This window comes from Pristimantibacillus sp. Z349TD_6, from assembly GCF_056173205.1.
The window spans coordinates 2,048,040-2,072,571 of record NZ_CM149662.1; the positions used below are offsets into that span (position 1 = coordinate 2,048,040).

Consider the following 24,532-nt stretch of genomic DNA (forward strand, 5'->3'; position numbering starts at 1 on the left):
ATTCGGGGTTTTTCGTTTTGAGCTAAGTCTGCTTCAGTTAGTTTTCGTGAAGCGATCCGAGCTTCTCACCCATACGCACCTTCGATCCAAGCATGTCGTTGTCACGCGGAGTAAAGGTTCCATCTTCAAGCAGCAGCACTACAGTAGAACCGAATTCAAAGTAGGCGAGCTCTTCACCCTTGAACATTTCATCCTTAAGGGGCTGTACGTACTGAATACTGCTTACGTTCATTGCGCCAACTTTGACAACGGCCGTTTCTCCTGCATGATGCTGCATATAGGTAATCAGCCGCTCGTTGCGGCTAAGCACTCTGCGCATATGGCGAAGACCAAAGTCATTAACCGGATAAACTTTGCCTTCAATATGCTCACGCTCTACAACACGACCGCTGACTGGCGTATGTATACGATGGTAATCGGTTGGGCTCAAATAAAGAACGAAATAATAGCCGTTCATATAATTGGAAGTTCGCGGAGACCGATTAAGAAGCTCCTCAATCGTGTAGTCCTGCCCCTTTACGTTAACAATCGTTCCGCTGCTTATTGGACCAGCTCCGGTTATGAGAGCATCAACTGGACTGACAAGCGAGTCCTCATCTGCATGCACATCACGCAGCCCGGGTTTTAATCGCCGTGTAAAAAACTCGTTTAACGTTTTATATTGGGCTAGAGGTTTCTCAGCTTCCTCAGTTTTAATGCCATATGTCGCAGCAAAACGGGAAATAAATCGACGGCTGGCAGCCGATTGAGCGAATTTTCCGGTTATGCGAGATATCCATTTGCGCGAGCTTAATTCTGTCATGGAACGAAGCAGCCATTTTATCATACGTGAACCGTCACGTCCTTTCCTGCAAGGAGGCATTCGTCCTCACACACATCAAACAGTGTGACATATCCGGTTCTATTTTTCAATATGCAACTGCTTTCCTTTCCTTGCCTGAACCCAAATAACAATGGCCGCAATCATTAAGATAGCAGCAGCGATGCTGGCGGAGAGACTAACCTCGGGCTGCTGATCCTGCTTTACGGCAATAGCTATAAACGACCAAACAAACACAAGAACAAAGGCCGGGTCCCCAAACCTAAAACCGATGACAACAGCAAGTAAACTGGCTGCAATGAGTAAAATAATAGTCCAACCAGCATCGGACAAACCAAGGCCATTCCACTCGGCGGCGTACAAAACGACAGCTGCATTTACAATAGAAGCTACGCAAATCCAACCTAAGTAAATGCTGAAAGGCAGCCGTACAAGCCATTGTTCCATAGGAGCAGGAGGCTGATTATTCTTTCGAATGGCAGTATAAATAACGATTAGCGAGATCAGCAGAGCGAACATAATGAATACGCTGCTGGTTAGTTTCTCATAGTGCCACAGGAGAATCCAAGCGACGTTGAACAGGCAGCTTATGATGAACCATGGGCCGATGTTCTGTACGGTTTTGCTCTTGTCAGCACGTGGCTTGAACTGATAAATGACGAAACCAATCAGCAGCAAATAAATAATAGACCAAATGGAGAAGGCATATGGCGCAGGAGTGATAAGCACAGGGTACTTGGCGGATATTTCTCCAGTCGTTTTCCCGTTGATAGGAAGCCACTGTGCAAGTCCATTAACTGCAAGCACGGCAGCGAGACCGGCAGCATTTAACCAGCGAATAAGAGTTTTCATAAAACATCCCTCCAAAATGTTACTTTTATTGGACTTCTTTATCATATGTAAACAAGCTTGGTCGCTTTTATTCGCTATATACTCATTCCATCCAAAAATGTGAGGTTTAAGTGTACAGCAAATGACCGAACCTATCACAAGAGGTGATGGCAAATGATGATATTAATTGGTGCGGCATTAGCCGTTGGCGCAGTTCTCATGGGCTGGTTGAGTCGGATGAGCGCCACAGTCAGTCGAGTTTTGGATGGGCTTGCGGTTACGGCGATCTTTTTATTTTTTGTAGCTGCAGCGGATGCCATAGCACAGACTCTCATGAATGATACGGTGTTTATGACGGAAGTGCATCGTGTACTCAAAAATATCGTTTTTTTAATAAGCGGCGCTTATCTTGGCCCTTATGCATTGGCAAGAATAGCGATGCAGTCTTCCGCTATGCATAGGCGAAATTGACTAAAGAATCTCTGTCGTTCACGAAGCATATGATTAACGATTAACCTTCATCAAGCCTTGCGATCATTTCCTATATTCCGTTATGATAAGAGCAGACTTTGAAGGAGGTTTCAACTATGAGCGTACATAAGCTGCGAAAGCCTGAGGCTGTTATATTTGATATGGATGGAACGTTGTTTGAAACGGATAAATTGCTGGTGCCTGTTCACCACCGCGTTTTTGAGACGCTTCGGGAAGAGGGGCTTTACGAGCATGAAACGCCGCCTGTTGAACGGCTGCTAAGCTGCTTAGGCATGCTGCTGGAGGATATTTGGCGGCAGGTTATGCCAGATAGTACTGAGGCTGCTCGGAAGCGGGCTGATGTCTTGCTGCTTCAGTACGAGCGCGAAGGCTTGGAAAGAGGCGAAGGCGAGCTGTACCCATTTGTCGAGGAAACGCTGCGTGAGCTGCATTCACGCGGGATTAAGCTGTTTGTAGCCAGCAATGGGCTTGAGGAATATGTGAAGGGCGTTGCTGAATTCAAAGGCATTGCGCCTCTCTTTGACGGCTTATACAGTGCAGGAGAATATGAGACTTCAACCAAAGTCGACTTAGTTGCTCGCCTGCTTAAGGATCACAATATCCAATCGGCTTGGATGGTAGGAGACCGCTCTTCGGATGTGGAAGCGGGCAAAGGCAACGGTCTTCAAACGATCGGCTGTGCGTATGCTACATATGGCCGTGCTTCAGAAATTGAGGGAGCGGATGTGCTGATTAACGATTTCCGCGAGCTCCTGCCTTTATTGGAACAATAATAAGCAGCTTGAATATAGTGCGAAGCGCAAAAAAACACCTGTTAGGGAGGCCTTATGATGAGGCCGCCCCTTGCAGGTGTATTTTTTAGCTATGGATTTTAAGTGTTCAGAGACATCACAGCTCCTTATCAGAAATGAAGCTCTCATCCACACGGGTAGTATCTGATACAGCAGCCTGCTTCTCTTTACCTTTCCTTCGCTTCTTCTGATTATAAAGCCAGATGGCATATTCCAGAGGTCTAATAATCGCATTGCGATAAACCTCTTTCTCTCCTGCCTGTGCAAATACTTCCCTAGCTGGCTTCGGATTTACCTCCAGCAGCCATATCCCGCCTTTTCGATCAATTGCCAAATCGAGAGCAAGCTCACAAAGTCTGCCGTAATTTTGCTCTAAGTAAGCGGCAATGCCGACCCCAAGCTTCTCTGTCTCTTCCTTAACCTGCGCGACCTTCGCATCATCGCGAAGCCATTCCTTGAGCAGGCTGCTCATCGTAGCGGCATTGCCGCCGCCGTGTAAATTAGAGGTAATGCTGCCAGATGCCCCGATTCTTCCAGCGCATCCGGTAACTTCCCAATTGCCTTCTCCGTTTTTTTGAACAAGCATCCGATAATCGTGCACACGTCCGCTAGCAAGCTTTATTTGAATGCCCTGCTGGGCGATGTAGCGATTGCCTTTTAAATTCCAAGGAGTCAAATAGCTGTTTAAACCTGCAGTGGAAATATATTGCGGTCGTATAATTTTCCTTGATTGATCCCGGCCTTGGATGTGAAGCTGACCATCCTTGCGCCGTTCGATTCGCAAAATTCCTCTGCCGCCGGTTCCGTTAATCGGTTTGAGATACACAAGCTGATGTTTTCGGATCATATCGGTAATATCTTGATTATCGGTGACATACTTCGTGGCAGGCAGATAGCTTTTATATCGAGAATCTTTCGAGAGAATACGATGGATGGTCCATTTGTTGCGAAGCGGGCGATTAAGGAATGTAAGATGTCCATAGCGTTCACGAAACTTTTTGAGCTGATCAAAGCGGTAGGTACGTTGGATTCGGCATCGATCATAAATCATATTTGGAAACGAGGTCCACCTTCGTGACCATGTTTGTGTGTCAAGATTGTAGAACTGCGCGTGAATTTTGTTGTTAATGTAATTGACGTCCTTTGGCGTAAACACGAAGACGCTTAGTCCCAGCTTTCGTCCTGCGGAAGTCATTTTCTGATAGATGGAACGTTCCTCCAGATGTCCGGCTTCATTGAGATATAGAGTCAGGATGCCTAGGACGGGCTGTTTCATTCGTGGTTCCCCTTTCAAAGCGAAGCGTCGGTTTGCCTGTTGGACCTCTATGCATGGAAACGGCTGTCATGCCTAAACGAAAACATAAAGCCATGCTTGCCGTATTGTCCGTTGCCACATTGCAAGTGAGTTTCCCTAAACGTTGAATCATGGCTTGAACGAGTGAACTGCCAATCCCAAGGCTTCGAGCTTCGGGATGAACGACGACCATGCACGCAGACTCGCCGCCGTCCTCTGCAAAACCGAAGCCGACGACGCGGTTGCCCTGCTTAGCAACAGCAGCAACCGCGCCGCATGGACGGCTCACTCCATCTTGTAGCAATGAAGGATCAAGCTTTCGGAGCGCATGAATAGTCGAAACTGCAAGCCGCTTATCTCCGAAGCGAATGGCAAAGCCAATGAGTCTTTTTTGTTCCGCTAACCATGCTTCCGGTGTAAGCAGCTCTAGATCCACGTTATGCGCCTCCTGCTTTTTCTAATTTCGTTCTAGCTAAATAAGCTCCATAATGAAATACGCGCTCTAACGATTTTTGACGAATATGAGGCTCGTCGAATTTCATAGGCTTAGAATTAGCTTCGAAAAACCACATATTCCCTACGCTGTCCACGCCTAAATCCAACGACATTTCGCCGAGTTGCTGGCCTGAGGCGCGTTCAATCTGCTTAGCGATAAGAACGGCCGCATTTTTTGCTTTTATAAGCAGTTTACGCGCCTGCTCTTCATTAAATGAATTAATGAGCAGCTTCTCAGGGTCTTCAATCATACCGCCGCGAGGAACATGGGTCGTAATGCTGGATGCGCCTGCAATTCGGGCACCTATTCCAGTAATATCCCATTGCCCTCGTTGGTTTTTTTGAACAAGCGCGCGAAGGTCAAATCTTCGGTCCTGGAAGGAGGCGAGCTTGATGCCTTGTTGAGCGATATAGGCCTCATTGCCGCTTTGTTTCTGAATACGACTCCAAAGTTTATGAAGGGTGGAGCAGTTGTAAGTCGTGCTCTTTTTGTTTTCTTGTATTCTTAGCCGATATGGGAGCTGCTTCTCAGCGTGAACCTTGATCGTCATTATGCCTTTTCCTGCTTTTCCGCTTTCTGGCTTTAAATAAAGATAGGAATGTTTTCGCATCATGCGTTCCAGACTCGTAACCGAAACGAGTTTTCGTGTTAATGGGATATAAGGTTTAGTCAATTTTGATAAACGAAGCCATTCGAATAAATCCCATTTGTTGAAAAAAGCCGGATTAAACAACGTGACTCGCGGATGCTTGCGGCAGGCGTTGATCTTTTGCCTTACAGACGGTTGGATCTCATCTTCGCGCAGCGGAATTCGGTTGTAAATTACGTCGGGAAAGGGCAGCAATCTTTGCTGCCAGCTGTCCTCAGCTTCATTGAAGACATATCCCTTTAAGCTGCTTCTGGTCAGAAGCAGGTTTTTTACGGTGAGGACATAAACGATGAAACCCATCGATTGACCCGTTCTAATCAAATCGACAAAATTGCTTCGATTGCCGCGAAAGAGCTGAACATCATCATCGATCGTCAAAATCGCCAATACGGTTCGGCCGGCACGCTGCTCTCTAACGTCTGCATCATCGGGAAGTAAGCTATCCATCAGCTGGTACCTCCCTCATCTTTGAAGCGACTGAGATATAAGCAATGCTCTAAGATGTAAGATAGCGAAGCGCGGCCCTCAGAGCGAAGCGCTGGATGCTTGAAGATTGATCGTCCAGGCTTGGCGTTCGCTTCGAACATCCATACTTCTCCATCCTTATCAATGCCGAGATCCAGTCCCAGCTCACCAAGTCTATGAGGGTAGTTGCGTTCGATCGCTTCTGATAGTTTAATGGCAGCCAGCTTTGCCTTCTCAAGAACGGCATCTGCTTGCGTGCCGAATGTTTTGCCAAGCGCTTGCTCAGGCGTCATGAGCGAGCCGCCATTTTTCACATGTGTCGTTACACTTCCTCGGCCTGCTTTTTTGGCACCAATTCCAGCAGGAACCCACTCGTTGCTGCCGTTCTTATGCATGTGGAAGCGGAAATCGAGCGGGCAGCTGTCAATCTCAACTAAGCGAATGCCTTGCTGAACGACATAATGATTCAAGCTGCTGCCATGTTTCGCCTGAAGCATCCGCATTAAGCTGCTGAATTGCGTGAATCGAAGCAGCACATTTTGGCTGCCCTTGCGATAGCGGGCGAAATACCCGCGCTTGGGGTGATAGGTCAGTCGGTAGATTCCTACTCCAAGGCTGCCTGCCGTAGGTTTGTAATATAGAAATTGATGTTTCTCCAGCATTTCCTTAATTTTTTCGGAAGATGGACCAGAGACCGATTCAGGCAAATGAGTCAGCGCTTCAGGATCATTATCAAGCAGCTTGTAGACATCGGCCTTATTGAAGAAGCTCCAATTAAAAAATGGGATTTTGCGGCGCACGAAGCGTTCGCGCAGTGAATTAATGGATGCGGATGTCTCCGCTTTGCGGCTCGGAAGACGATTGTACACAACGTCCGGGAGCGGAACGATTTTGCGATACCAACCGCCCTGCGGATTAAGAAAATAGCCGTTGACCGTTTCTTGCTGCCAGTTGATGTCGCTTGGTGTAAAGCCGAAAAGATAAGCTTTATGTTCACCTGTTTTAATGACTTGCTTGATAAATCCGGTACGCGCACCAAAAGGATTGCTCTCAGAGCGTGTCGAATTGTCGCTCAGTATGCCGACCAGCGGTCCGAGCTGAACCTCATTATCGCCTGAATTGAGCACGTAAACGTTGCCTGACTTCGGCACTTTAATTGATTGACGGATGGCAGTTGATAAATACAGATGATTGCCCGGCCGCTTCAATGGCTTGATTTCAGCTACGATTACCTCTTTGCCCAGCTTGAGGTGAACCGATTTTTTGCCTGAGAGCTTGAGCTGTTTGAGCAGTGGGCTGGATAAATAGACAATTTTATTCGATTGCTGTGAGAAATGTACGTTACAAGTTGTCAAACTCATCGATGAACCTCCTGAACGTTGAAAGGCCGTAATTGGTTGTCAGAACTTGAATGATGACGACGGCCATTTGCGAATTCATTGGCTACAAAGGACGGTGATAGTCGCCTAGACAGCATTCGTGCATATAGAAGCGGTCTTTCAATGGAAAGCCGCTCGGCCTCATGATCGCTTATGATTCGAAAGGAAGAGCGGCCAGGCTTCGAGTTCGCTTCGAGCAGCCATATTCGGCCGCTCTGATCAATGCCATAATCTAACCCGAGCTCGGCAAATCTGCCGAATTTGCTTTCCAGTCGTTCTGCCGTTTGCTTGCTTATTGTATGGATCATCTCTAGCAAACGTTCGGATTTTGACTCTCCAAATTTGGCTGACAGCAGCTTTGCCGCCGGGACCGCGCCGCCCCCGCCATGAAGATTGGATGTTAAGGAGCCCGCTTGCCCTGTGCGCACAGCGGCTCCCGAGATCGACCATCTGCTCTTCTCATCCTTTTGAATGAGCACTCGTAAATCAAATGGTTTGTTGTCATTGCCGCTAAGCTCCAAATAGGGCTGAATCAAATAGGAGGTTCCACTGATGAAACGATGAATCCATCGCTCAAAAGCCAAATCCTCCTTAAAGGAGAGCGAGAAGGAATGGTTTCTTCGGTTTCGACCTTTTATGAGCAGTGATTGCTCAAACGGGCTGCGCTTCACAAGGATGATGCCTCTGCCTTGCATCCCTGAGGAAGGCTTAAGAATGATGCCTCCTCGGAAACGATCAGCGAGCTCAAGAAGCTGCTGTGTCCTTTGCATGGGAAGAGTAAGCGGCAAATGCCTGCTCAGCATACGGTCTTCTTTGAGTGCTTCATACACATCGAGCTTCCCAGGAAGTTTTCCGTTTAGAAGCTGGTAAGGCTTAACTTGAGCAAGAGAACTGAGCATGCGGCGGCAGTTTATTCGCTGATTGGCTTGAGTAAAGAAACAGCGGTCATAGATAATGTCAGGAAATGGGACGTTCTGTTTAGCAAAATGTTCGTTCTCCAATCGATAGCCAACGAGAGATTCTGTATGCTGCTGAAAGTCTTCTGCTGTAACTACATAAACGTCCATGCCAAGCTGCTCGCCGGCAATGCTGAGCGCACGATAGAAAGAAGGCTCTGGCATTACCGGAATAAATGCATGCTCTGAGGCATTATCGTTGATTGAGGCCACGAGAATGGCAAGTTTGACCTTTCGATTCTGCATAGAAGCCTCCGTTAAAAGCCCGCTAAAAAACGGGAGTATTGAATCATCATGCGGACGGATGGACGAATTTTATTGTCATTTAGCGGTGTGTTATCATTTTTTGACGGTTTGGAATTTACTTCCAGCAGCCAGACGCGGCCTGCCGTATCCATTGCAAGATCGATGCCGAGCTCACCGAAATGTGCTGGTATTTGCGCATCAACGCCGCGCGCGATATTTAGCGCTGCCTGTTGGAGCCGCTGCGCTGCTTCCTGCCTGCTAACCCCTGCCTGCAGATTTGATTTTGCAACAGCTTCTCCAACCGTGCTGAGCGTGCCGCCGCGCGCTAAGTTTGAGACAAAATGATGAGTTCCGGCTGTACGGGCTACAATGGATGTGATCGTCCATTTACCGCTTGAATTTTTTTGGACGAGTGCGCGGAAGTCGACTGGCCGCTTCTGGATTTCAATGAGCTGCAATCCCTGTTGAATTTGGTATCTCACGGTTTTCATCTTCGCGGAAATCGTCGAGAAGAGCTTAACTAAGCTCGTATACTGCTGCCTTCGAGTACCGGCCGAAGTCGCATACATCACTTGGTAATTGCTCGAATCAAGATGAGTGATCCGAATAATTCCTTTCCCTAAGCTGCCGCGAACAGGTTTGAGAAAAACGCTGCTGTACCGAGAGCACATTGATTTCAGCATCGTATAGTTGCGCAGCAGATGCGACTCAGGCAAATAGCGAACCAAGCTTTCATCTTTCTTAAGCGCATCGAAAACCTCGGTTTTATCCAAAAACTTTTCATTGAAAACGGTAGTCTGATGGTGCTGTTTTACTTCTTTCATGAAATGTTGTACGCTGGGTCTGTTCTCCAATTTTCTTGAAGTAAGACGGTTATTTACGACGTCAGGAACGGGCATCGAGAGCTTCCGCCAGCCGTCGGAATAGATCCAGCCATCAATGTTGTCGATACTTGTGCCGATCTGATTAGGTGTGAAAAAATAAACGTACGCGCCTTGCGCTGTACAGGCTTCAACAAGCTCCCTGCAAAACATAGTAATGGAACCAAAGGGTTTATCCGGCATATGCGGATAATCTCGGCTAATGAGAACGCCGATTAAAGGCCCAAAAACGAGTGTGGCAGTGCTGGCTTTGTATTGCAGTCGGATCGATGTGCCATTTGTTAATCCCATCTGTCTGGCTAAACTTTGACTGATCCTCATTCCGTCGTACTTTGCGACAGGAATAACCTTTACATGCTGCCGAAAAGCACCAAACTTTACGAGAATGTGCTGGCCTTGAGGGATTTTCCACTGCTTTACTTGTGCTTCGCCAAGCATGAGCGTATCCTCCGGAAGCATACCGGAGCTGATCACCTGTACGGCTACTTTCGATTTGAGCATCATAAATCTCCTTCCAAGCAGGAGGATGACGATAAGAGGTTAGCGGCCTATAGGTGTTTTACACGAATTACTTCAGCATATGAGGACATCTATTCCTTTGTGAATCAGAAACGGTTCTGAAGCTTGTGTTGTTTTAGCATGCTTTTCCATCAAGGATTTGGTTCTTGTATAGAATAACGGGTATGATTGGACGTATTGAATACCAAATGAGAGCGATAAGAATGGGAGAGAGACGAATGAACATTTATGACAAAGCTTATGAATTAGCGAAGGCGCTTAAGGAAAGCGAAGAGGCATTGCTATTAAAGGCTGCGAAGCTGGAAGCGGAAGCTGATGCAGATGCAAAGGCAATGCTGGATGATTTTCGCGACCGGCAAAACTTTTTACAGCAAAAAATGATGGCTGGTGAAGAGCCTTCTGCCGAAGATATGGAGAAGATGAGCAAGCTCTATGAAGTAATTACGCTTAATCCGTTGATAGGCAAATTGATGGATGCGGAGCGCCGGTTTGCCGTTGTGTTTGAGGATGTTAACCGCATTATGTCCGATGTGCTGAAGTCCATTGTAGACTAATAGTAGACATATACCCTGTCCCTCCTTCATAGAATGATTATGCGGACAAGAATATAAGCCGCTTATGACCGTATGAAGGAGCTGAAGGGAATGTTAGCCGGAAAAGGCCGTCATGTATTGTATTTGCTTATTGCGCTGGCGATGCTTGTATATGCGATTCCGCGTCTCGAGCTGAATGCGCCTTGGAGCTTGATGAGTGTATTCGGATTAGTATGGATTTTGTTCTCTTTAATCATCATAACGTCACATGTCAATGCGCTGGTTATGACTGATGAGAGACGGAAGGAGCTCGCGCGCATTAAGAGAGCGAAGGCGCTGTTATGGGAGCAGAAGCTTGTTCAGAAGGCGACAACTGCCCGCAGAGCCCGAGGTTAGCATACAACAAAAAAAGATCCGTCGGTAATATACCGATGGATCTTTTTCTTGTTTATAACCATATTTGACGAAACCTTCTTATTGAATTTCTTTAAATTGAACAAGCTGCTTAACGAATTTATATACCGCTTCCTGCTCCTTTAAGCTTAAGCCGTTCATTTGGTGGGCAACCTTCGTGGCATATCCTTCATCGTCAGTATCCTCTGCAGCATCGGGGCTTGGAACAACGTTCACGATTCTCTCGAGCGGCGTTTGAAGCGCAAACGCGATTTTGCTTAGCACATCAATCGTTGGATTTTTTTCTCCCCGCTCAACCTGTCCCATATAGGAAGCATTTATATCAGCGCGAAGAGCAAGCTGTTCTTGACTAAGCCCTCTTTTTTTGCGCAGCAGTCGAATGTTCTCTCCTACAAGTCCTGCAATCCCACTCATTGATTCACCTCAGCCTAACGATAAAACTTTACTAGTCTATCAACAACATTCTATAGAGCATATTAAAAAGAGTGACTATAGTCATTGACTAATAGATGGTCTCTTTACTATAATTGTGTAAAAAAGTATCATTCTAATAATATCATTGCCTTTAAAGGATCAATTTACCATTTTAAATAAAAGTGGTAGGATATATAAGGGCAAAATCAGTGGACACGAGGAGGATGCAAAGTGGTTGACGAATTCGAATTTTTCAGAAAAGTTCGCGCATATTATAACAATGTTCCATTCCTTGTTCAGTTCACATACCGCTTGTCTCACCGTGTCGATAAGGCTTTGGCTGCTCGTGGCTCATTCAGCTGTCGCGTTAACCCGCATACCCAAATCGTTGAATATGTGCTTGACTTAAAATCAGATCCTATTTCTCGGCCGCACAGCGAGCAAAGCTCTTTTTTGTTCTCTAGCATATACGATGAAATTCCATCACAAGTGATAGAAATGAATCAATTCCTTATCCAATCACTGCGATATCCGATTCCAATTGAATATGATTGGCAAGCGTTTATCATGTCAGGCGCTGAAGATGCCATCAACGTTCAAACGGTACAGCAGCTGTTCAAGAAATGGCGGTTTAAAGGCTTGGAGGGTCAGCTGATCGATGGCAGGCTGCGTACGAATCAAGTTCTGCTTCAATGGCAGCTCTAGATTAGGCCCGAAATGAGGGTGAGCATGACTTGTTCCTCGCTTTCTCCTATAATAGGGAGAAACAAAGGCAAGTGGACGGAGGATATAAGGTGGCTTCAATCGGACCAGGCAACGAGACTAGCACGAAGCATGAACAAATTTTGATTTATATACAAAGCTTGAAGATTGGAACGAAAATATCCGTACGCGCGATTGCCAAGGAATTAGGCGTCAGCGAAGGAACGGCTTATAAAGCATTTAAAGAAGCGGAAAGCTCAGGGCTTGTCAGCACGAAGGAACGCATCGGAACGGTGCGAATTGATCGGAAACGGCGGGAAGCGCTGGACCAGCTTACATTTGGCGAGGTTGCCGAGATCGTGGAAGGCAAGCTGTTCGGCGGAGCAGCCGGCCTTGATAAAACGCTGCATAAATTTGTCATTGGTGCAATGGAGCTGGATGCGATGCTGCGCTACATTGACGAGGGCAGCTTGCTAATAGTCGGCAACCGTATCGGGGCGCATCGCTGCGCGCTTGAGGAGGGAGCAGGCGTATTGATTACAGGCGGATTTGAGCCGAGTGCGGAAGTAATCAAGCTTGCTGACGAACGCGTTCTCCCAATTATTTCATCGCGGCATGATACGTTTACAGTCGCCTCCATGATCAACCGTGCGATGTACGACCGGCTTATTAAGCGAAAGATCATGCTGATCGAAGACATCGTAACCTTTAGCAGACCCGCTGATGTGATGCGAATCGGGCAAACGGTTTTGGACTTCCATAAGATATCGCGGGAAACGGGTTATTCCAGATTTCCAGTAGTCGATGTAAGGGGCAAGGTTGTTGGCATGATGACGGCTAAGGATGCTGTGGGATCGCCTGAGGATAGCGCGGTAGATAAAGTGATGACAAAAAATCCGATTACAGCGGCACCAAATATAACGGTCACTTCGGCTGCTCATACGATGGCTGCGGAAGGTATTGACTTGTTGCCTATCGTTGACAGGCATCGCAAGCTGTTAGGCGTTGTGACGAGGCAAGAAGTGCTTGATGCGATGCGATTTGCAGGAAAACAGCCGGAATCCGGAGAGACATTTGAAGATTTAATGTGGACGGGCTTTATGGCTACAACAAATGATAATGTCATTGGCCAGGACGAGCTGGGCATTGCTTATAAGGGAATCATTACACCGCAAATGTCAGGCGCGCTTGGGATGGTGTCGGAAGGGCTTCTCTCTACGCTGATGACGCAAGCAGCTCGCAAAATGATTCGAGAAACGGCGAAGCGTGACTATTTGCTGGAGAGTATGACGACTTTTTTTGTTAGGCCGGTTCAAATTGACAGTGAGGTTACGATCTTTCCTAAAGCGCTTGAGATGAGTCGGAAGTTTACGAAGCTAGAAATCGAAGTGAAGGACAAACAAGGCTTGGCCGCCAAAGCGATGCTGACGGCCCAAATGATTGATCCGTATTAATTGCACATTTAATTTCTTGTCGAGCTGTACGCGCTGAGATTGCGAAGACCGGCAAACACATTAAATACGCCGATCACAAGGAATATAGCGCCAATTACGATGCGAAGCGTAGATTCTCCGGACAAGAACAACTGAACGAGAGCGATAAAAAGCAGCATGGCTCCCATGCTAATATTCATTCTAGCTGTGAAGAGGCCCCGGGTTCTCGCATCAGTGGAGCGGCGTGATTTAAAGCTGAATACAGCCGAGAGCACGAGTGTAATTAGGATGCCCGGCACAAGCAGCCATTGCATCAGTTGATCCATGGAAAAGCAACTCCTTTTAAGTTACGTATGTACAGCTTCGATCTTGTGAATAGACAGGCTCTATTGTATCACGAATCGCAGCTGTATGCTTAAGAAGGAGGCTTTGCATAATCACGCACCTTAATCCAGACATGCAGCACATTATCAACGACAAGAATAGTCTTAACCTCAATGGTATAGTCCTTGCTGTTCACATCCATATAGACCTTCTTCTCAAGGAGGTTGCGTGCGAATTTTGCGTCAGAGTCAATTTCATAAATGCTTTGTCCAAGGAAGACGCTCAAATCCCCTTTTATCCGCTTAATAATCAACGCCTCGGTAACTTGATCGAGATGGGGTCTTCCCGTATTTTGGCCGGCTTCTTTCTCTACACGAGGCAGGATGCTTTTTATAACGGTATGTTGATTCTTGAATTCATTTAAATGCTTTAAATCCGTTTCGTATTGCTCCAGCTTAACCTCCAGCTCACTCTTCAATGTGATTAAAGCCTCAAATTGCGCCAAATAAAGCGAATTGTACACAATTGCGCCAATGATCATCCCGAGTGTGAATACTCCTACCATTTGCAGTCCTCTCGTGAAACGGCTAAACGGCGGCACGCGCATCGCTTAGGTGGCCCCCTTGCAAATAAGCCGCACCAGCTCTGTGCCTAAATGCGCACCTAGAAAAGCGATAATAATAAAACAAATTTGCTGGGCTGCCGGCGATAACTGACCATCCATAATGTTGCTTTCAATGACTCGAACGGGATCAATCGACCCCCCGATTGCTGCGACGATTGCCCATATTTTCAGTTTTATGGCTGTATCGAGCATTGTATGGGCTGGCGGCATCAGCATAAACACTGATCCCACTGCTGCAAGCGTAGATCCACCTAACACAACGCCAAATGCGATAAAGAAATCAAGTCCTGCTTTGGACAAAAAATAGCTCACCCGTATCCCTCCAAAAATATAGTCTTATAGATTAACATCGCATGCTTGTATGCTCTGCTACCATTCTATGGGCGTGTCCATCGCTATTATGATAAAATAGAATTATCTTATTTTTGGACGAAGCGGAAAGGAACCGATGCGATGAGCGGCCATAATGAACAATCTTTCGTGCATTTGCACGTCCACAGCGAATATAGCCTGCTCGACGGCGCCGCCAGAATTAAAGATTTGACAGCTAAAGCTGCGGACCTCGGCATGAAGGCACTTGCGCTCACCGATCATGGAGTCATGTACGGAGCTATTCCTTTTTACCGGGCATGCCGTGCACAAGGAATAAAACCGATTATTGGGTGCGAGCTATATATGACGACTGGTTCTCGCTTTGAGAAAGGGTCGCGCAAGGAAAATCCAATCTATCATTTGATTGTGCTTGCCAAAAACGAAGCGGGTTATCGAAACTTAATGAAGCTCTGCTCCATAGCACATTTAGAAGGTTTTCACTATAAACCCCGCGTTGATTTGGAGATGCTGCGTGAGTACTCTGAAGGGCTGATTTGTTTAAGCTCTTGTTTGGGGAGCGAGATCTCTCAGCATCTGCTGCATGACCGCTTGGAGCAGGCGCAAAGCAGCGCTTTGCGTTATAAAGATATTTTCGGAGACGACTTTTATTTAGAGCTGCAGGATCATGGTCTTCTGGATCAGAAAAAAGTAGCTGTTGATATGATAAAGCTTGCAGAGGAAACAGGTATTAAGCTGGTCGCTACAAATGACGTACATTACTTGCAGGCTGAGGACGCTGCTATGCAGGATGTACTTATTTGCATCGGTACGGGCAAAACGACAGAGGATACTGATCGATTGCGCATGCTGACGGATCAGATGTATCTGAAGAGTGCGGACGAAATGGCGCTGCTGTACAGACATGTACCTGAAGCGATTGCGAATACAGTTGAGATCGCGGATAAATGTGAGCTTGAGCTGACGCTTGGACGCGCTGCGCTTCCTGTTTTTCGGCCGGTACCATCGGGTATGAGTTCATCCGATTACTTAATTACTTTATGCCGCGACGGTTTAGTTGCTAGATATGGCGGAAATCCAGAGTGGGTTCAAGATACTGATTATAGAGAAAAGGCGGAGCAGCGGCTCGAATATGAGCTGTCTGTCATCGAGAAGATGGGCTTCAGCGATTACTTTCTGATCGTTTGGGATTTTATTCGCTTCGCTCATGATTCAGGCATTAGAACGGGACCTGGACGGGGCTCGTCTGCGGGCAGCTTAGTTGCTTATACGCTTCGAATAACGGATGTTGATCCGCTGAAATATAAGCTTTTGTTCGAGCGTTTTCTTAATCCTGAGCGAATTTCCATGCCCGATATTGATATTGACTTCAATGATGAACGGCGTGACGAGGTCATTGCTTACGTGGCAGCCAAATACGGCGAAGAGCATGTTGCTCAAATCATTACATTCGGAACGATGGCGGCCAAGGCAGCAGTTCGGGATGTAGGCAGAGCTATGAACGTTCCGTTTCAAGAGGTGGACCGAGCAGCTAAGCTTATTCCAAACCAGCTGGGCATTACGATTGAGGAAGCGCTTCGCATGAGCAACGAGCTGCGTGAAGCAAGCGAGCGTCAGCCGAAGACGGCGGCTATGCTGAAGATGGCCTTGAAGGTTGAGGGCATGCCAAGGCATGCCTCCACTCATGCTGCGGGTGTTGTGATTTCACAGGAGCCGCTTACACACTATACGCCTATACAAACAGGAAGCGAGAGAATTCCGCTCACCCAATATTCAATGGAGCATTTAGAAGCTATCGGGCTTCTGAAAATGGATTTTCTCGGCCTGCGTACACTCTCCATTCTAGAGCGTGCGCTGCACGCGGTTAAGGAGCAGCACGGCAGAGTGATCGATTTCCACACCATTAGCGATAGTGATCCGGCAACCTATGCCATGCTGAGCCGCGGCGACACGACAGGAATTTTTCAGCTCGAGTCTGCCGGTGTGCGGCGAGTGCTGAAGGAAATGAAGCCAACGGAATTCGAGGATATCGTCTCTGTCCTTGCACTCTACCGTCCCGGCCCGATGGAGTTTATTCCTAAATACATTCAAGGCAAACACGGGCTCGTAACGGTCGAATATCCTCATCCGTCGCTAGAGCCTATTCTCTCTGATACGTATGGCATTATTGTTTATCAAGAGCAGATCATGCAAATTGCCTCCTTGATGGCTGGCTTTTCTCTTGGCGAAGCGGATTTGCTGCGCCGAGCAGTATCCAAGAAGAAGCGTGAGGTGCTCGACGAAGAGCGGGCTCACTTTGTGAAAGGTAGTCTTGCACAAGGGTATTCAGAAACGGATGCCAATCATGTATACGACATGATTGTTCGATTTGCCGATTACGGGTTCCCACGGGCGCATGCAGCAGCATATGGAGTACTCGCCTTCCAGACAGCATGGCTTAAAGCTAACTATCCTGTGCCGTTTATGGCATCGATGCTCGCTTCAGTTACAGGAAATCAGCGGAAGACCGCTGAATATGTGGATGAATGCCGGCGAATGGGCATTGCCGTACTGCCACCTGACGTTAATGAAAGCAGCGTATCGTTTACACCTGTTGAGAAAGCGGTTCGATTCGGGCTGGCAGCTATAAAAAATGTCGGCACACAAGCCATTGAAGCGATCTTAAAAGAGCGAAAGGATCGGCTCTTCGATAGCCTTCTGGATCTTTGCCAACGTGTAGACCTGCGCGTTGTGAACAAGCGGGTGCTGGAGTCGCTCATTCAGGCGGGAGCTCTTGATTCGTTGCCAGGACATCGTGCTCAGCTACTAGCTGCTTTGGAGGAGACGGTAGAGACAGCAATCAAATGGCGCAAAGACCGTGAAGAGCTGCAAATTGAAATGTTTGGTTTAGATGAGGTGCAGAACTGGGATGTCGAGCTGCCCGATATCCGTCCGTACACGACAGGGCAACAGCTTGATTTTGAAAGGGACCTGCTGGGGCTTTATTTATCCGGCCATCCGCTGGATGCTGCCGAGCAGCAGCTGTCGGCGCTAGGTCTTGATCGGTTGGTTGAGCTGTCTGATGCAAAGGACGGGGCGATTGCTATTGTAGGCATTATGGTCGTATCCATCAAACCTTTCACGAATAAGAAAGGCCTGTCCATGGGTTTCCTCGAGCTTGAAGATCGCATAATGCGTGTGGAAGCTGTCGTATTTCCAACGATCTGGAAGCGAATCGAAAGCAAGCTCAAAAAGGGCGGCTTAGCCATTATACAAGCAACGGTTCAGCAGCAGGATGATGATTATAAGCTCATCGTTGAGGATTGTGTACCGATTGAACATGCGGAGATGGAGCTTGCGGATCACGTAGGAAGGCTGCAGAAGCAGGCGAAGGCTCGCGCGGCAAGAACGGGCGGGAGCAGCTATACTTCTCAGGGCAGTACTCAGAAAACGCAAGGCCAAGCTAACCGAACGACGTCACCTAGCAATCGGCCAGCTTTCCAGACTAAGGCTGCTGATAATAATAACGTCAAACCCGGCCCTCAGTCCGGAAATAACCGTACTACACCTGCATCCGATGAGCGCAAGCCGCAGCGCGTATATATAAAAATTGTGGCGGAAAATGAACAGCCTGCCGTCCTTGAACAGCTGAAAAGTGTTTTGGCCGGTCATTCGGGACAACTCGCTACCGTGTTATTTTATGTACAAGGACAAAAATCGATTGCTCTCAGCGATAGTTATCGCGTTAAACCATCTGCTGAGCTTATCTCAGCCGTTGAGCAGCTCTTGGGTGAAGGCTCGATCATCGTCAAATGACAACAACATAAATATGCTGATGCGAGACCTTCTGCAATTGATTTCTCGCTTCTGGCAAATCAGAAATTAGATGCTGATCTTGTGCTTGAAAATATGCAATGGCGAGAATAGGTTTGAGCTGAGCAAACCGTGGTTTGTAATTATTTCGATAGTGAGATTATGCAAAAAAAATAAGAAGAAAAATTATTCTTTTGCCATGAATATTTGGTATTGATGCAATAGGATTTCTACCCTCCTGCTTTATCTTGCAAGCAACGGCATTTCGTATGCACATCAGAGCCTACCTGTGCATATGTTTAGAGATACATGTGAAGATGGCTATGGGGCTCGGAGAGTGCGAGCGCCGCCTGAGGACAATGTCATCTGCTCACGCCTATGTTTCCAAGATAAACGTACAAGCAGTTACGGGAGGGATGAGTCCTATGACAGGAATCGAGAAATGGCTCTTAAAACGAGGGGTATCCATCGATGATGTAACAGAAATCGTTTATACGCTGCAGCGTCCCTATAACGGTGATTTGACGATGGAAGAGTGTGAGGAAAGCGTAAGGGCAGTGCTTGGCAAACGAGAGGTCCAATATGTCATGTATACGGGTATGGCCCTTGATGAGTTAGCTGAGCGGAAGTTATTGCCAGAGCCTTTGCAATCGATTATGGAAAATGATGAGTCGCTTTACGGTGTGGATGAGACGCTTGCGCTCGGCATTACGAATGTTTACGGCATGATTGGATTGACGAGCTTCGGATATTTAGATAAAGTAAAACCCGGTATTATTCGTCAACTAAATATAAAAGGTGAACGTATTCATGTTTTTTTAGATGACCTGGTTGCTGGATTAGCCGCTGCCGCGTCTGCTCGAATTGCACATCAGGACCCGAAAGCGATCCAATATGATTTGCCGGATTCGCCTTAACTATGGTATCATTGTGAGATCATATGGCCTGTTACCGGGATAGCTGTGCTTAGTAAGTGAGCTTTGTGGAAGCAAAGTTTTCAGGAGGTACCATGATGTGGACGGTCATTTATATCGCACCAACAGCAAAAATTGCAGATAACATCAAGAAGCGGCTAACGGATGAAGGGTTTCTGGTGAAAATCCGCTCCGTCAATCTGTCCAAACAGCAATACGAGATACTAGTTCCGTCAGGCGAGTTGGAGGAAGTTCAAGAAGTATTCAACTCCATTATGCGGCCATTATGATGGACTGCTCTATACTATTGCGCCTTGAGAGGTGTCACACGTGCAAATAAAAGATTTATTTACTAAGAAAAAATATGCAACGATACCTTCGGAACCACGCAAGCGTGAAGTTCCTGAGGGCTTGATGAATAAGTGCTCCAAATGCGGCACGATTCAGTATAGCAAAGAGTTGGAAAAGAATTTGAAGGTATGCTCATCCTGCGGTTATCATTACCGTCTAAGCGCGTTGGAGCGTATTGCATTAACGCTTGATGATGGGCACCTGGTAGAATACGATGCCAATATGGAATCCATCGATCCTCTAAACTTCCCAGGTTACGCGAGCAAGCTAGAGCAGCAGAAGAGCAAGTCGAGTCTTCGCGAAGCTGTCGTAACAGGAGAAGGTACGATTGGTGGTTTTCCTGTCGTCGTAGCAGTCATGAGCTTTGATTTTTTCACTGGCAGTATGGGATCCGTAGTTGGAGAGAAAATTACAAGAGCGATCGAAGCGGCTCATGAGAAGAAACTGCCGCTTCTTATTTTCTCAACATCGGGCGGCGCCCGGATGCAGGAAAGTATTCTTAGCTTAATGCAAATGGCCAAAACGAGCGCGGCACTTTCAAAGTTTCAAGGTGCCGGGGGTTTGTTTATTTCGATTTTTACCGATCCTACTACGGGCGGGGTTTCGGCAAGCTTTGCGAGCTTGGGCGATTACAATTTGGCCGAGCCTGGCGCGTTGATCGGTTTTGCCGGACGAATTGTTATCGAACAAACGATTCGCCAGAAGCTGCCTGACGACTTCCAGACGGCTGAGTTTAACTTGCAGCATGGCCAATTGGATAAAGTCGTACACCGCAAAGATATGAAACCTACGTTAGCAAAGCTGCTTGATATGCATTGCGTAAGGGAGGAAACATCCTATGGCGGGTGAGCTGCCTTTTGAAAAACCGTTGAACGACTTGCGGCAGAAGGTAACTGAGCTTAAGACCTTAAGCGTGGAGAAGGGTATCGACTTCACGGAAGAAATTCGAGGTCTTGAGCTTAAGTGCAAGCAGCTGGAAGAAGAATTGTATAGTGAGCTGACTCCGGCTCAAAAGATGCATATGGCGCGTCATCATCAGCGTCCGACATCGTTAGACTTCATTCAAACGGTATTTACCGATTATATGGAGCTTCATGGAGATCGTCTGTTTGCAGATGATCTTGCCATCGTTGGTGGCCTTGCTAAGATAAACGGTGTTCCAGTAACTGTTATTGGACACCAGCGCGGCAAGGACACTCGTGAGAATATTGCTCGTTTCTTCGGCAGTCCTCATCCTGAGGGCTTCCGCAAGGCGCTTCGTCTAATGGAGCAAGCGAACAAATTCAAGCGGCCAATCATCACGTTTATTGATACGAAGGGTGCTTATCCGGGCAAAACCGCCGAGGAGCGAGGTCAATCGGAAGCGATTGCGCGCAACCTGCGGGAAATGGCCGGCTTCGGCGTGCCTATTATTTGTATCGTTATTGGTGAAGGCGGCAGTGGGGGAGCACTCGCTTTAGGCGTCGGAAACCGTGTATTAATGTTGGAAAATGCGATTTATAGTGCAATCTCGCCAAATGGAGCGGCATCCATCTTATGGAAAGATGCTTCCAGGGCAGATCAAGCAGCTGAAGCCATGAAGATTACAGCCAAAGACTTGTTAGAATTTGGTGTAATTGAGGATATTGTTCCAGAGCCGCAGGGTGGCGCACATAAGGACTTGGCATTTCAAGCGGAGCAAATTAAGGAAAAGCTGTGGCAGCATTTACAAGAACTTATGAAAATGAGTGCTGAACAGCTTATTGAAGATCGGTATAATAAATTCCGTAAAGTCGGTCAATTCAAGATCGTTGAAGAGCCCGGAGATGTGGCGGACGGAGCAGTTGCTGATACAAATATCGGTATAAAAGCGGACACGGTAAATGTTTCTCAGGAACAGGCGCCGGAAGCAACTCCGACCGTTCAATAGTGAATAATATGTAAAAATGATTATTTCACTGTACAAGCAGTGGGTTGTCATGTCAGTATAGTAAAGAATATCAGGCAGTATACGGAGGAAACTTAACATGCGTAAAACGAAAATTGTTTGTACTATCGGTCCATCCAGCGAATCACTGGAAAACACAAAAAAGCTAATCAATGCAGGTATGAACGTTGCCCGTCTTAACTTCTCTCACGGAGATTTTGAAGAGCACGGCAACCGTATTAAAAACATCCGCATTGCAAATGCAGAACTTGGTACTTCGGTAGCAGTTTTGCTTGATACGAAAGGTCCTGAAATTCGTCTTGGCAAGCTTAAAGAAGAGCCTATTGAACTTAATCAAGGTGAAATCGTTACGCTTACTACAGAAGAAATTTTGGGTGACCGCAACCGTGTTCCTATTACTTACAACAACCTTCCAAACGATGTAACAATTGGTTCAACTATCCTCATCGATGATGGCTTGATCGGATTGACAGTTGAAGAGGTTAAAGGCACTGAGATCGTTTGCCGTATCGTAAACAGCGGTCCAATTAAAAGCAAAAAAGGCGTTAACGTTCCTGGCGTGAAAATTTCATTGCCTGGTATTACGGAAAAGGATGCTAACGATATCGTATTTGGTATCGAGCAAGGCGTAGACTTCATCGCAGCATCATTTGTACGTAAAGCGAGCGACGTGCTTGAAATTCGTGAATTGCTTGAGCGTCATAATGCAGGTCACATTCAAATCATCTCCAAAATTGAGAACCAAGAAGGCGTAGACAACCTTGATGAAATTCTTGAGGTTTCTGACGGTCTTATGGTAGCGCGTGGCGACCTCGGCGTTGAAATTCCAGCTGAAGAAGTGCCGCTCGTTCAAAAAAATATGATCAAAAAAGGTAACCGTGTAGGTAAACCTGTCATTACAGCAACACAAATGCTTGATTCCATGCAGCGCAACCCGCGTCCAACTCGCGCAGAAGCGAGTGACGTTGCAAATGCGATTTTTGACGGTACTGATGCGATCATGCTTTCCGGCGAAACAGCTGCGGGAAGATATCCAACTGAATCCGTACAAACAATGGCTCGTATTGCTGAGCGTGCGGAAGCTGCTTTGGAATACCGTGAAATTTTCACAAAACAAGCCAATGCACAACAAGTATCCGTTACGGAAGCAATCAGCCAAGCTGTTGCTAACTCGGCTCTTGACCTTGGTGCAAAAGCGATCATCACATCGACACAAAGCGGCTTTACAGCTCGCATGGTATCGAAGTACAAGCCTAAAGCTCCAATCATTGCTGTAACGACTGATGAGAAGGTATTGCGTCGTCTATCTCTCATTTGGGGCGTATTTGCAGTGCTTGGTCCAGATGCGGATACAACGGATGAAATGTTCGAAAATGCTGTAAAAGGCGGAATGAGCACTGGATTTCTAAGCTTGGGAGATACAGTTGTTATTACAGCTGGCGTTCCAGTTGGCCGTGCAGGCACTACAAACCTTATCAAAATTCACCATATTGGTGAGCTTTTGGCACAAGGACAAGGTATCGGCAGCCAAACAGCTATCGGTAAAATTGTAGTAGCTCGTACACCTGAGGAAGCTATTGCAAAAACAACTCAAGGTTCAATCTTGGTAACGATCTCCACAGATAAAGAATATATGCCTGCATTTGAAAAAGCTGGCGCAGTTATTACAGAGCAAGGCGGAATTACTAGCCACGCGGCTGTAGTTGGCCTGAATCTTGGAATCCCAGTTATTCTTGGCATCCAAAATGCAACTGAATTGCTGCAAGATGGCATGGAAGTTACCATCTATGGCGAAACAGGCGTTATCTATCACGGCCAATCAAAAGTACTGTAATAAAACAGTGCCTTTGTTAACAACAATATAGTACAAAAACAAAAAGCGATGGTGATCTCACCGTCGCTTTTTGCTAATCATTTCGTCAAAGCATGTTCGTTTTGATAAAAATGGGGGGACATTTATGCTGTCAGCTTCCACTTGGGTTCTGCACCCGCTGCGCGTTCGTTATCAGGAAACCGATCAAATGGGTGTCGTTTTTCACGGGAATTATGTAACTTGGTTCGAAATTGGACGTACTGAATGGATAAGAAATGCTGGTTATGACTATAAAACGATTGAAGAGCAAGGATTGCTGCTGCCGGTTATAGATTTGCATTGCCGTTATGTGCAACCCGCTCGTTATGACGATACTGTAGTCGTTTGTACTCGAATTGCTGATTGCAGCCCGCTGCGCGTATCCTTTGAATCACAGGTAAGAAAGGTATCATTGGATGATTTCCATGCGTCAGTAGTATCAGAAAGCGAATCACTGCCTGGAGAGCTGCTCGTGGAGGGTGGAACCAAGCATGTGTGGGTCAACGAGTCATGGCAACCAGCGCGCTTAAACAAAGTCATGCCTGAATTGTATGAATTGCTGCGTACGAAGTAAGTTTGTCTTGCAAATTGCGATGATATTTTGCAGCTTAGCAAACCAAGCTTATGCTTACGAAGTAAGTTTGCTACGCAAACTTTTAGGAGGTCCAATCATGTATAAATGGCTGTTGGCAGTTTTAATTGTTGTTCCACTAGTTGAGCTTTGGGGAATCTTTCAAGTTAGCGGCTGGATCGGGGGCTGGAACACTTTTTTTATACTGATCCTCATGGGTTTGGCAGGCGCTTATTTGGCTCGAATGGAAGGGCGAAAAGTATGGGGCGAGGCTCAGCGTCAAATGCAAGCTGGACAAATTCCTGGCCAGTCGCTATTAGATGGATTATGTGTGCTAGCAGGAGGCATTTTGCTGCTGCTGCCAGGTTTTCTGTCTGACATCATAGGCATTACGCTGCTTATTCCATTTACAAGAACCTTTTATAGACTAATCATGCTGCGTGAATTAGAGAAAAGAATACGAAACGGCAATTTTAAGATCGGAAGATTCTAATATTTACGTGACATTTACAAAAGGTTAACATGGCAATA

The 24,532-nt window shown here is 46.7% G+C and carries 26 protein-coding genes; 14 read left to right on the forward strand and 12 right to left on the reverse strand.

Annotated features, from left to right (window positions below):
• Positions 1 to 37: 37 nt before the first annotated feature.
• Together asd and AC0VYE_RS08820 are read right to left on the reverse strand one after the other, a co-directional pair.
• Positions 38 to 826 (reverse strand): archaetidylserine decarboxylase, encoded by a 789-nt coding sequence (gene asd / locus AC0VYE_RS08815; RefSeq protein ID WP_475447319.1) that lies wholly within the window; start codon positions 824 to 826, stop codon positions 38 to 40.
• Between the two features lie 75 nt (positions 827 to 901).
• On the reverse strand, positions 902 to 1,672 hold the full coding sequence (locus tag AC0VYE_RS08820) for a TspO/MBR family protein (protein ID WP_475447321.1): 771 nt from the start codon (positions 1,670 to 1,672) through the stop codon (positions 902 to 904).
• Positions 1,673 to 1,825: 153 nt separating this feature from the next.
• Here AC0VYE_RS08820 and AC0VYE_RS08825 point away from each other — a divergent pair, with 153 nt between their 5' ends.
• Entirely contained in the window at positions 1,826 to 2,122 is a 297-nt protein-coding gene (locus tag AC0VYE_RS08825; protein WP_083681909.1) for a hypothetical protein, read from the forward strand.
• Between the two features lie 116 nt (positions 2,123 to 2,238).
• Positions 2,239 to 2,916 (forward strand): HAD family hydrolase, encoded by a 678-nt coding sequence (locus tag AC0VYE_RS08830; RefSeq protein WP_475447323.1) that lies wholly within the window; start codon positions 2,239 to 2,241, stop codon positions 2,914 to 2,916.
• Between the two features lie 115 nt (positions 2,917 to 3,031).
• On the opposite strand, the gene AC0VYE_RS08835 is transcribed toward AC0VYE_RS08830, so the two are convergent.
• The 6 genes from AC0VYE_RS08835 to AC0VYE_RS08860 are packed head-to-tail and all read right to left on the reverse strand — an operon-like array spanning position 3,032 to position 9,801.
• Positions 3,032 to 4,210, reverse strand: coding sequence for a YheC/YheD family endospore coat-associated protein (locus AC0VYE_RS08835; protein WP_076267815.1), 1,179 nt, complete (start codon positions 4,208 to 4,210; stop codon positions 3,032 to 3,034).
• Entirely contained in the window at positions 4,167 to 4,664 is a 498-nt protein-coding gene (locus AC0VYE_RS08840; protein WP_076267814.1) for a GNAT family N-acetyltransferase, read from the reverse strand. Before AC0VYE_RS08840 ends, AC0VYE_RS08835 begins: the two co-directional genes overlap by 44 nt.
• A 1-nt stretch (position 4,665) precedes the next feature.
• The gene (locus tag AC0VYE_RS08845) at positions 4,666 to 5,820 is read right to left on the reverse strand and encodes a YheC/YheD family endospore coat-associated protein (protein WP_076267813.1); all 1,155 of its coding nucleotides are present in this window, start codon (positions 5,818 to 5,820) and stop codon (positions 4,666 to 4,668) included.
• The gene (locus tag AC0VYE_RS08850) at positions 5,820 to 7,199 is read right to left on the reverse strand and encodes a YheC/YheD family endospore coat-associated protein (protein ID WP_076267812.1); all 1,380 of its coding nucleotides are present in this window, start codon (positions 7,197 to 7,199) and stop codon (positions 5,820 to 5,822) included. The genes AC0VYE_RS08845 and AC0VYE_RS08850 overlap by 1 nt, the downstream gene beginning before the upstream one ends.
• Positions 7,196 to 8,419: a YheC/YheD family endospore coat-associated protein gene (locus tag AC0VYE_RS08855; RefSeq protein ID WP_076267811.1), complete on the reverse strand. Its 1,224-nt coding sequence runs from the start codon at positions 8,417 to 8,419 to the stop codon at positions 7,196 to 7,198. The genes AC0VYE_RS08850 and AC0VYE_RS08855 overlap by 4 nt, the downstream gene beginning before the upstream one ends.
• 11 nt (positions 8,420 to 8,430) lie before the next feature.
• Entirely contained in the window at positions 8,431 to 9,801 is a 1,371-nt protein-coding gene (locus AC0VYE_RS08860) for a YheC/YheD family endospore coat-associated protein (RefSeq protein ID WP_475449497.1), read from the reverse strand.
• A 236-nt stretch (positions 9,802 to 10,037) separates the two neighbouring features.
• On the opposite strand from AC0VYE_RS08860, the gene AC0VYE_RS08865 reads away from it, so the two are divergent.
• Together AC0VYE_RS08865 and AC0VYE_RS08870 are read left to right on the forward strand one after the other, a co-directional pair.
• Complete coding sequence (locus AC0VYE_RS08865) at positions 10,038 to 10,373, forward strand: YlbF family regulator (protein ID WP_076267809.1); 336 nt, start codon at positions 10,038 to 10,040, stop codon at positions 10,371 to 10,373.
• A gap of 90 nt (positions 10,374 to 10,463) precedes the next feature.
• Complete coding sequence (locus AC0VYE_RS08870; RefSeq protein WP_076267808.1) at positions 10,464 to 10,748, forward strand: hypothetical protein; 285 nt, start codon at positions 10,464 to 10,466, stop codon at positions 10,746 to 10,748.
• 78 nt (positions 10,749 to 10,826) lie between these two features.
• Here the strand turns inward: AC0VYE_RS08870 and AC0VYE_RS08875 are convergent, their stop codons facing one another.
• Positions 10,827 to 11,180: a helix-turn-helix domain-containing protein gene (locus AC0VYE_RS08875; protein WP_076267807.1), complete on the reverse strand. Its 354-nt coding sequence runs from the start codon at positions 11,178 to 11,180 to the stop codon at positions 10,827 to 10,829.
• Positions 11,181 to 11,411: 231 nt separating this feature from the next.
• Here AC0VYE_RS08875 and AC0VYE_RS08880 point away from each other — a divergent pair, with 231 nt between their 5' ends.
• A complete protein-coding gene (locus AC0VYE_RS08880; RefSeq protein WP_076267806.1) occupies positions 11,412 to 11,885 on the forward strand; it encodes a hypothetical protein in 474 nt (157 codons plus the stop codon).
• A gap of 71 nt (positions 11,886 to 11,956) precedes the next feature.
• Entirely contained in the window at positions 11,957 to 13,336 is a 1,380-nt protein-coding gene (locus AC0VYE_RS08885; RefSeq protein ID WP_256710874.1) for a DRTGG domain-containing protein, read from the forward strand.
• Positions 13,337 to 13,344: 8 nt separating this feature from the next.
• On the opposite strand, the gene AC0VYE_RS08890 is transcribed toward AC0VYE_RS08885, so the two are convergent.
• From AC0VYE_RS08890 to AC0VYE_RS08900, 3 genes are all read right to left on the reverse strand, one after another.
• Entirely contained in the window at positions 13,345 to 13,641 is a 297-nt protein-coding gene (locus AC0VYE_RS08890) for a YtpI family protein (protein WP_076267805.1), read from the reverse strand.
• Between the two features lie 89 nt (positions 13,642 to 13,730).
• Positions 13,731 to 14,246: a sporulation membrane protein YtrI gene (locus tag AC0VYE_RS08895; protein WP_076267804.1), complete on the reverse strand. Its 516-nt coding sequence runs from the start codon at positions 14,244 to 14,246 to the stop codon at positions 13,731 to 13,733.
• A 3-nt stretch (positions 14,247 to 14,249) separates the two neighbouring features.
• Positions 14,250 to 14,576 (reverse strand): YtrH family sporulation protein, encoded by a 327-nt coding sequence (locus AC0VYE_RS08900; protein ID WP_076267803.1) that lies wholly within the window; start codon positions 14,574 to 14,576, stop codon positions 14,250 to 14,252.
• A 141-nt stretch (positions 14,577 to 14,717) separates the two neighbouring features.
• Between AC0VYE_RS08900 and AC0VYE_RS08905 the strand changes: the two genes are divergently transcribed.
• The 8 genes from AC0VYE_RS08905 (at position 14,718) to AC0VYE_RS08940 (ending at position 24,494) form a co-directional block, all read left to right on the forward strand.
• Complete coding sequence (locus AC0VYE_RS08905) at positions 14,718 to 18,389, forward strand: DNA polymerase III subunit alpha (RefSeq protein ID WP_475447329.1); 3,672 nt, start codon at positions 14,718 to 14,720, stop codon at positions 18,387 to 18,389.
• A 422-nt stretch (positions 18,390 to 18,811) separates the two neighbouring features.
• Positions 18,812 to 19,303, forward strand: coding sequence for a phosphatidylglycerophosphatase A family protein (locus tag AC0VYE_RS08910; RefSeq protein ID WP_076267801.1), 492 nt, complete (start codon positions 18,812 to 18,814; stop codon positions 19,301 to 19,303).
• A 95-nt stretch (positions 19,304 to 19,398) separates the two neighbouring features.
• Positions 19,399 to 19,590, forward strand: a complete 192-nt coding sequence (locus AC0VYE_RS08915; RefSeq protein ID WP_076267800.1) for a glutamate decarboxylase — start codon at positions 19,399 to 19,401, stop codon at positions 19,588 to 19,590.
• A 40-nt stretch (positions 19,591 to 19,630) separates the two neighbouring features.
• Positions 19,631 to 20,500 (forward strand): acetyl-CoA carboxylase, carboxyltransferase subunit beta, encoded by an 870-nt coding sequence (accD, locus tag AC0VYE_RS08920; RefSeq protein ID WP_076267799.1) that lies wholly within the window; start codon positions 19,631 to 19,633, stop codon positions 20,498 to 20,500.
• Positions 20,490 to 21,560: an acetyl-CoA carboxylase carboxyltransferase subunit alpha gene (locus tag AC0VYE_RS08925; RefSeq protein ID WP_475447331.1), complete on the forward strand. Its 1,071-nt coding sequence runs from the start codon at positions 20,490 to 20,492 to the stop codon at positions 21,558 to 21,560. The genes accD and AC0VYE_RS08925 overlap by 11 nt, the downstream gene beginning before the upstream one ends.
• A 97-nt stretch (positions 21,561 to 21,657) precedes the next feature.
• Positions 21,658 to 23,412 (forward strand): pyruvate kinase, encoded by a 1,755-nt coding sequence (gene pyk, locus AC0VYE_RS08930; RefSeq protein ID WP_076267797.1) that lies wholly within the window; start codon positions 21,658 to 21,660, stop codon positions 23,410 to 23,412.
• A 124-nt stretch (positions 23,413 to 23,536) separates the two neighbouring features.
• Positions 23,537 to 24,004: an acyl-CoA thioesterase gene (locus AC0VYE_RS08935; protein WP_475447334.1), complete on the forward strand. Its 468-nt coding sequence runs from the start codon at positions 23,537 to 23,539 to the stop codon at positions 24,002 to 24,004.
• Between the two features lie 97 nt (positions 24,005 to 24,101).
• The gene (locus tag AC0VYE_RS08940; RefSeq protein WP_076267795.1) at positions 24,102 to 24,494 is read left to right on the forward strand and encodes an FxsA family protein; all 393 of its coding nucleotides are present in this window, start codon (positions 24,102 to 24,104) and stop codon (positions 24,492 to 24,494) included.
• Positions 24,495 to 24,532 lie beyond the last annotated feature (38 nt).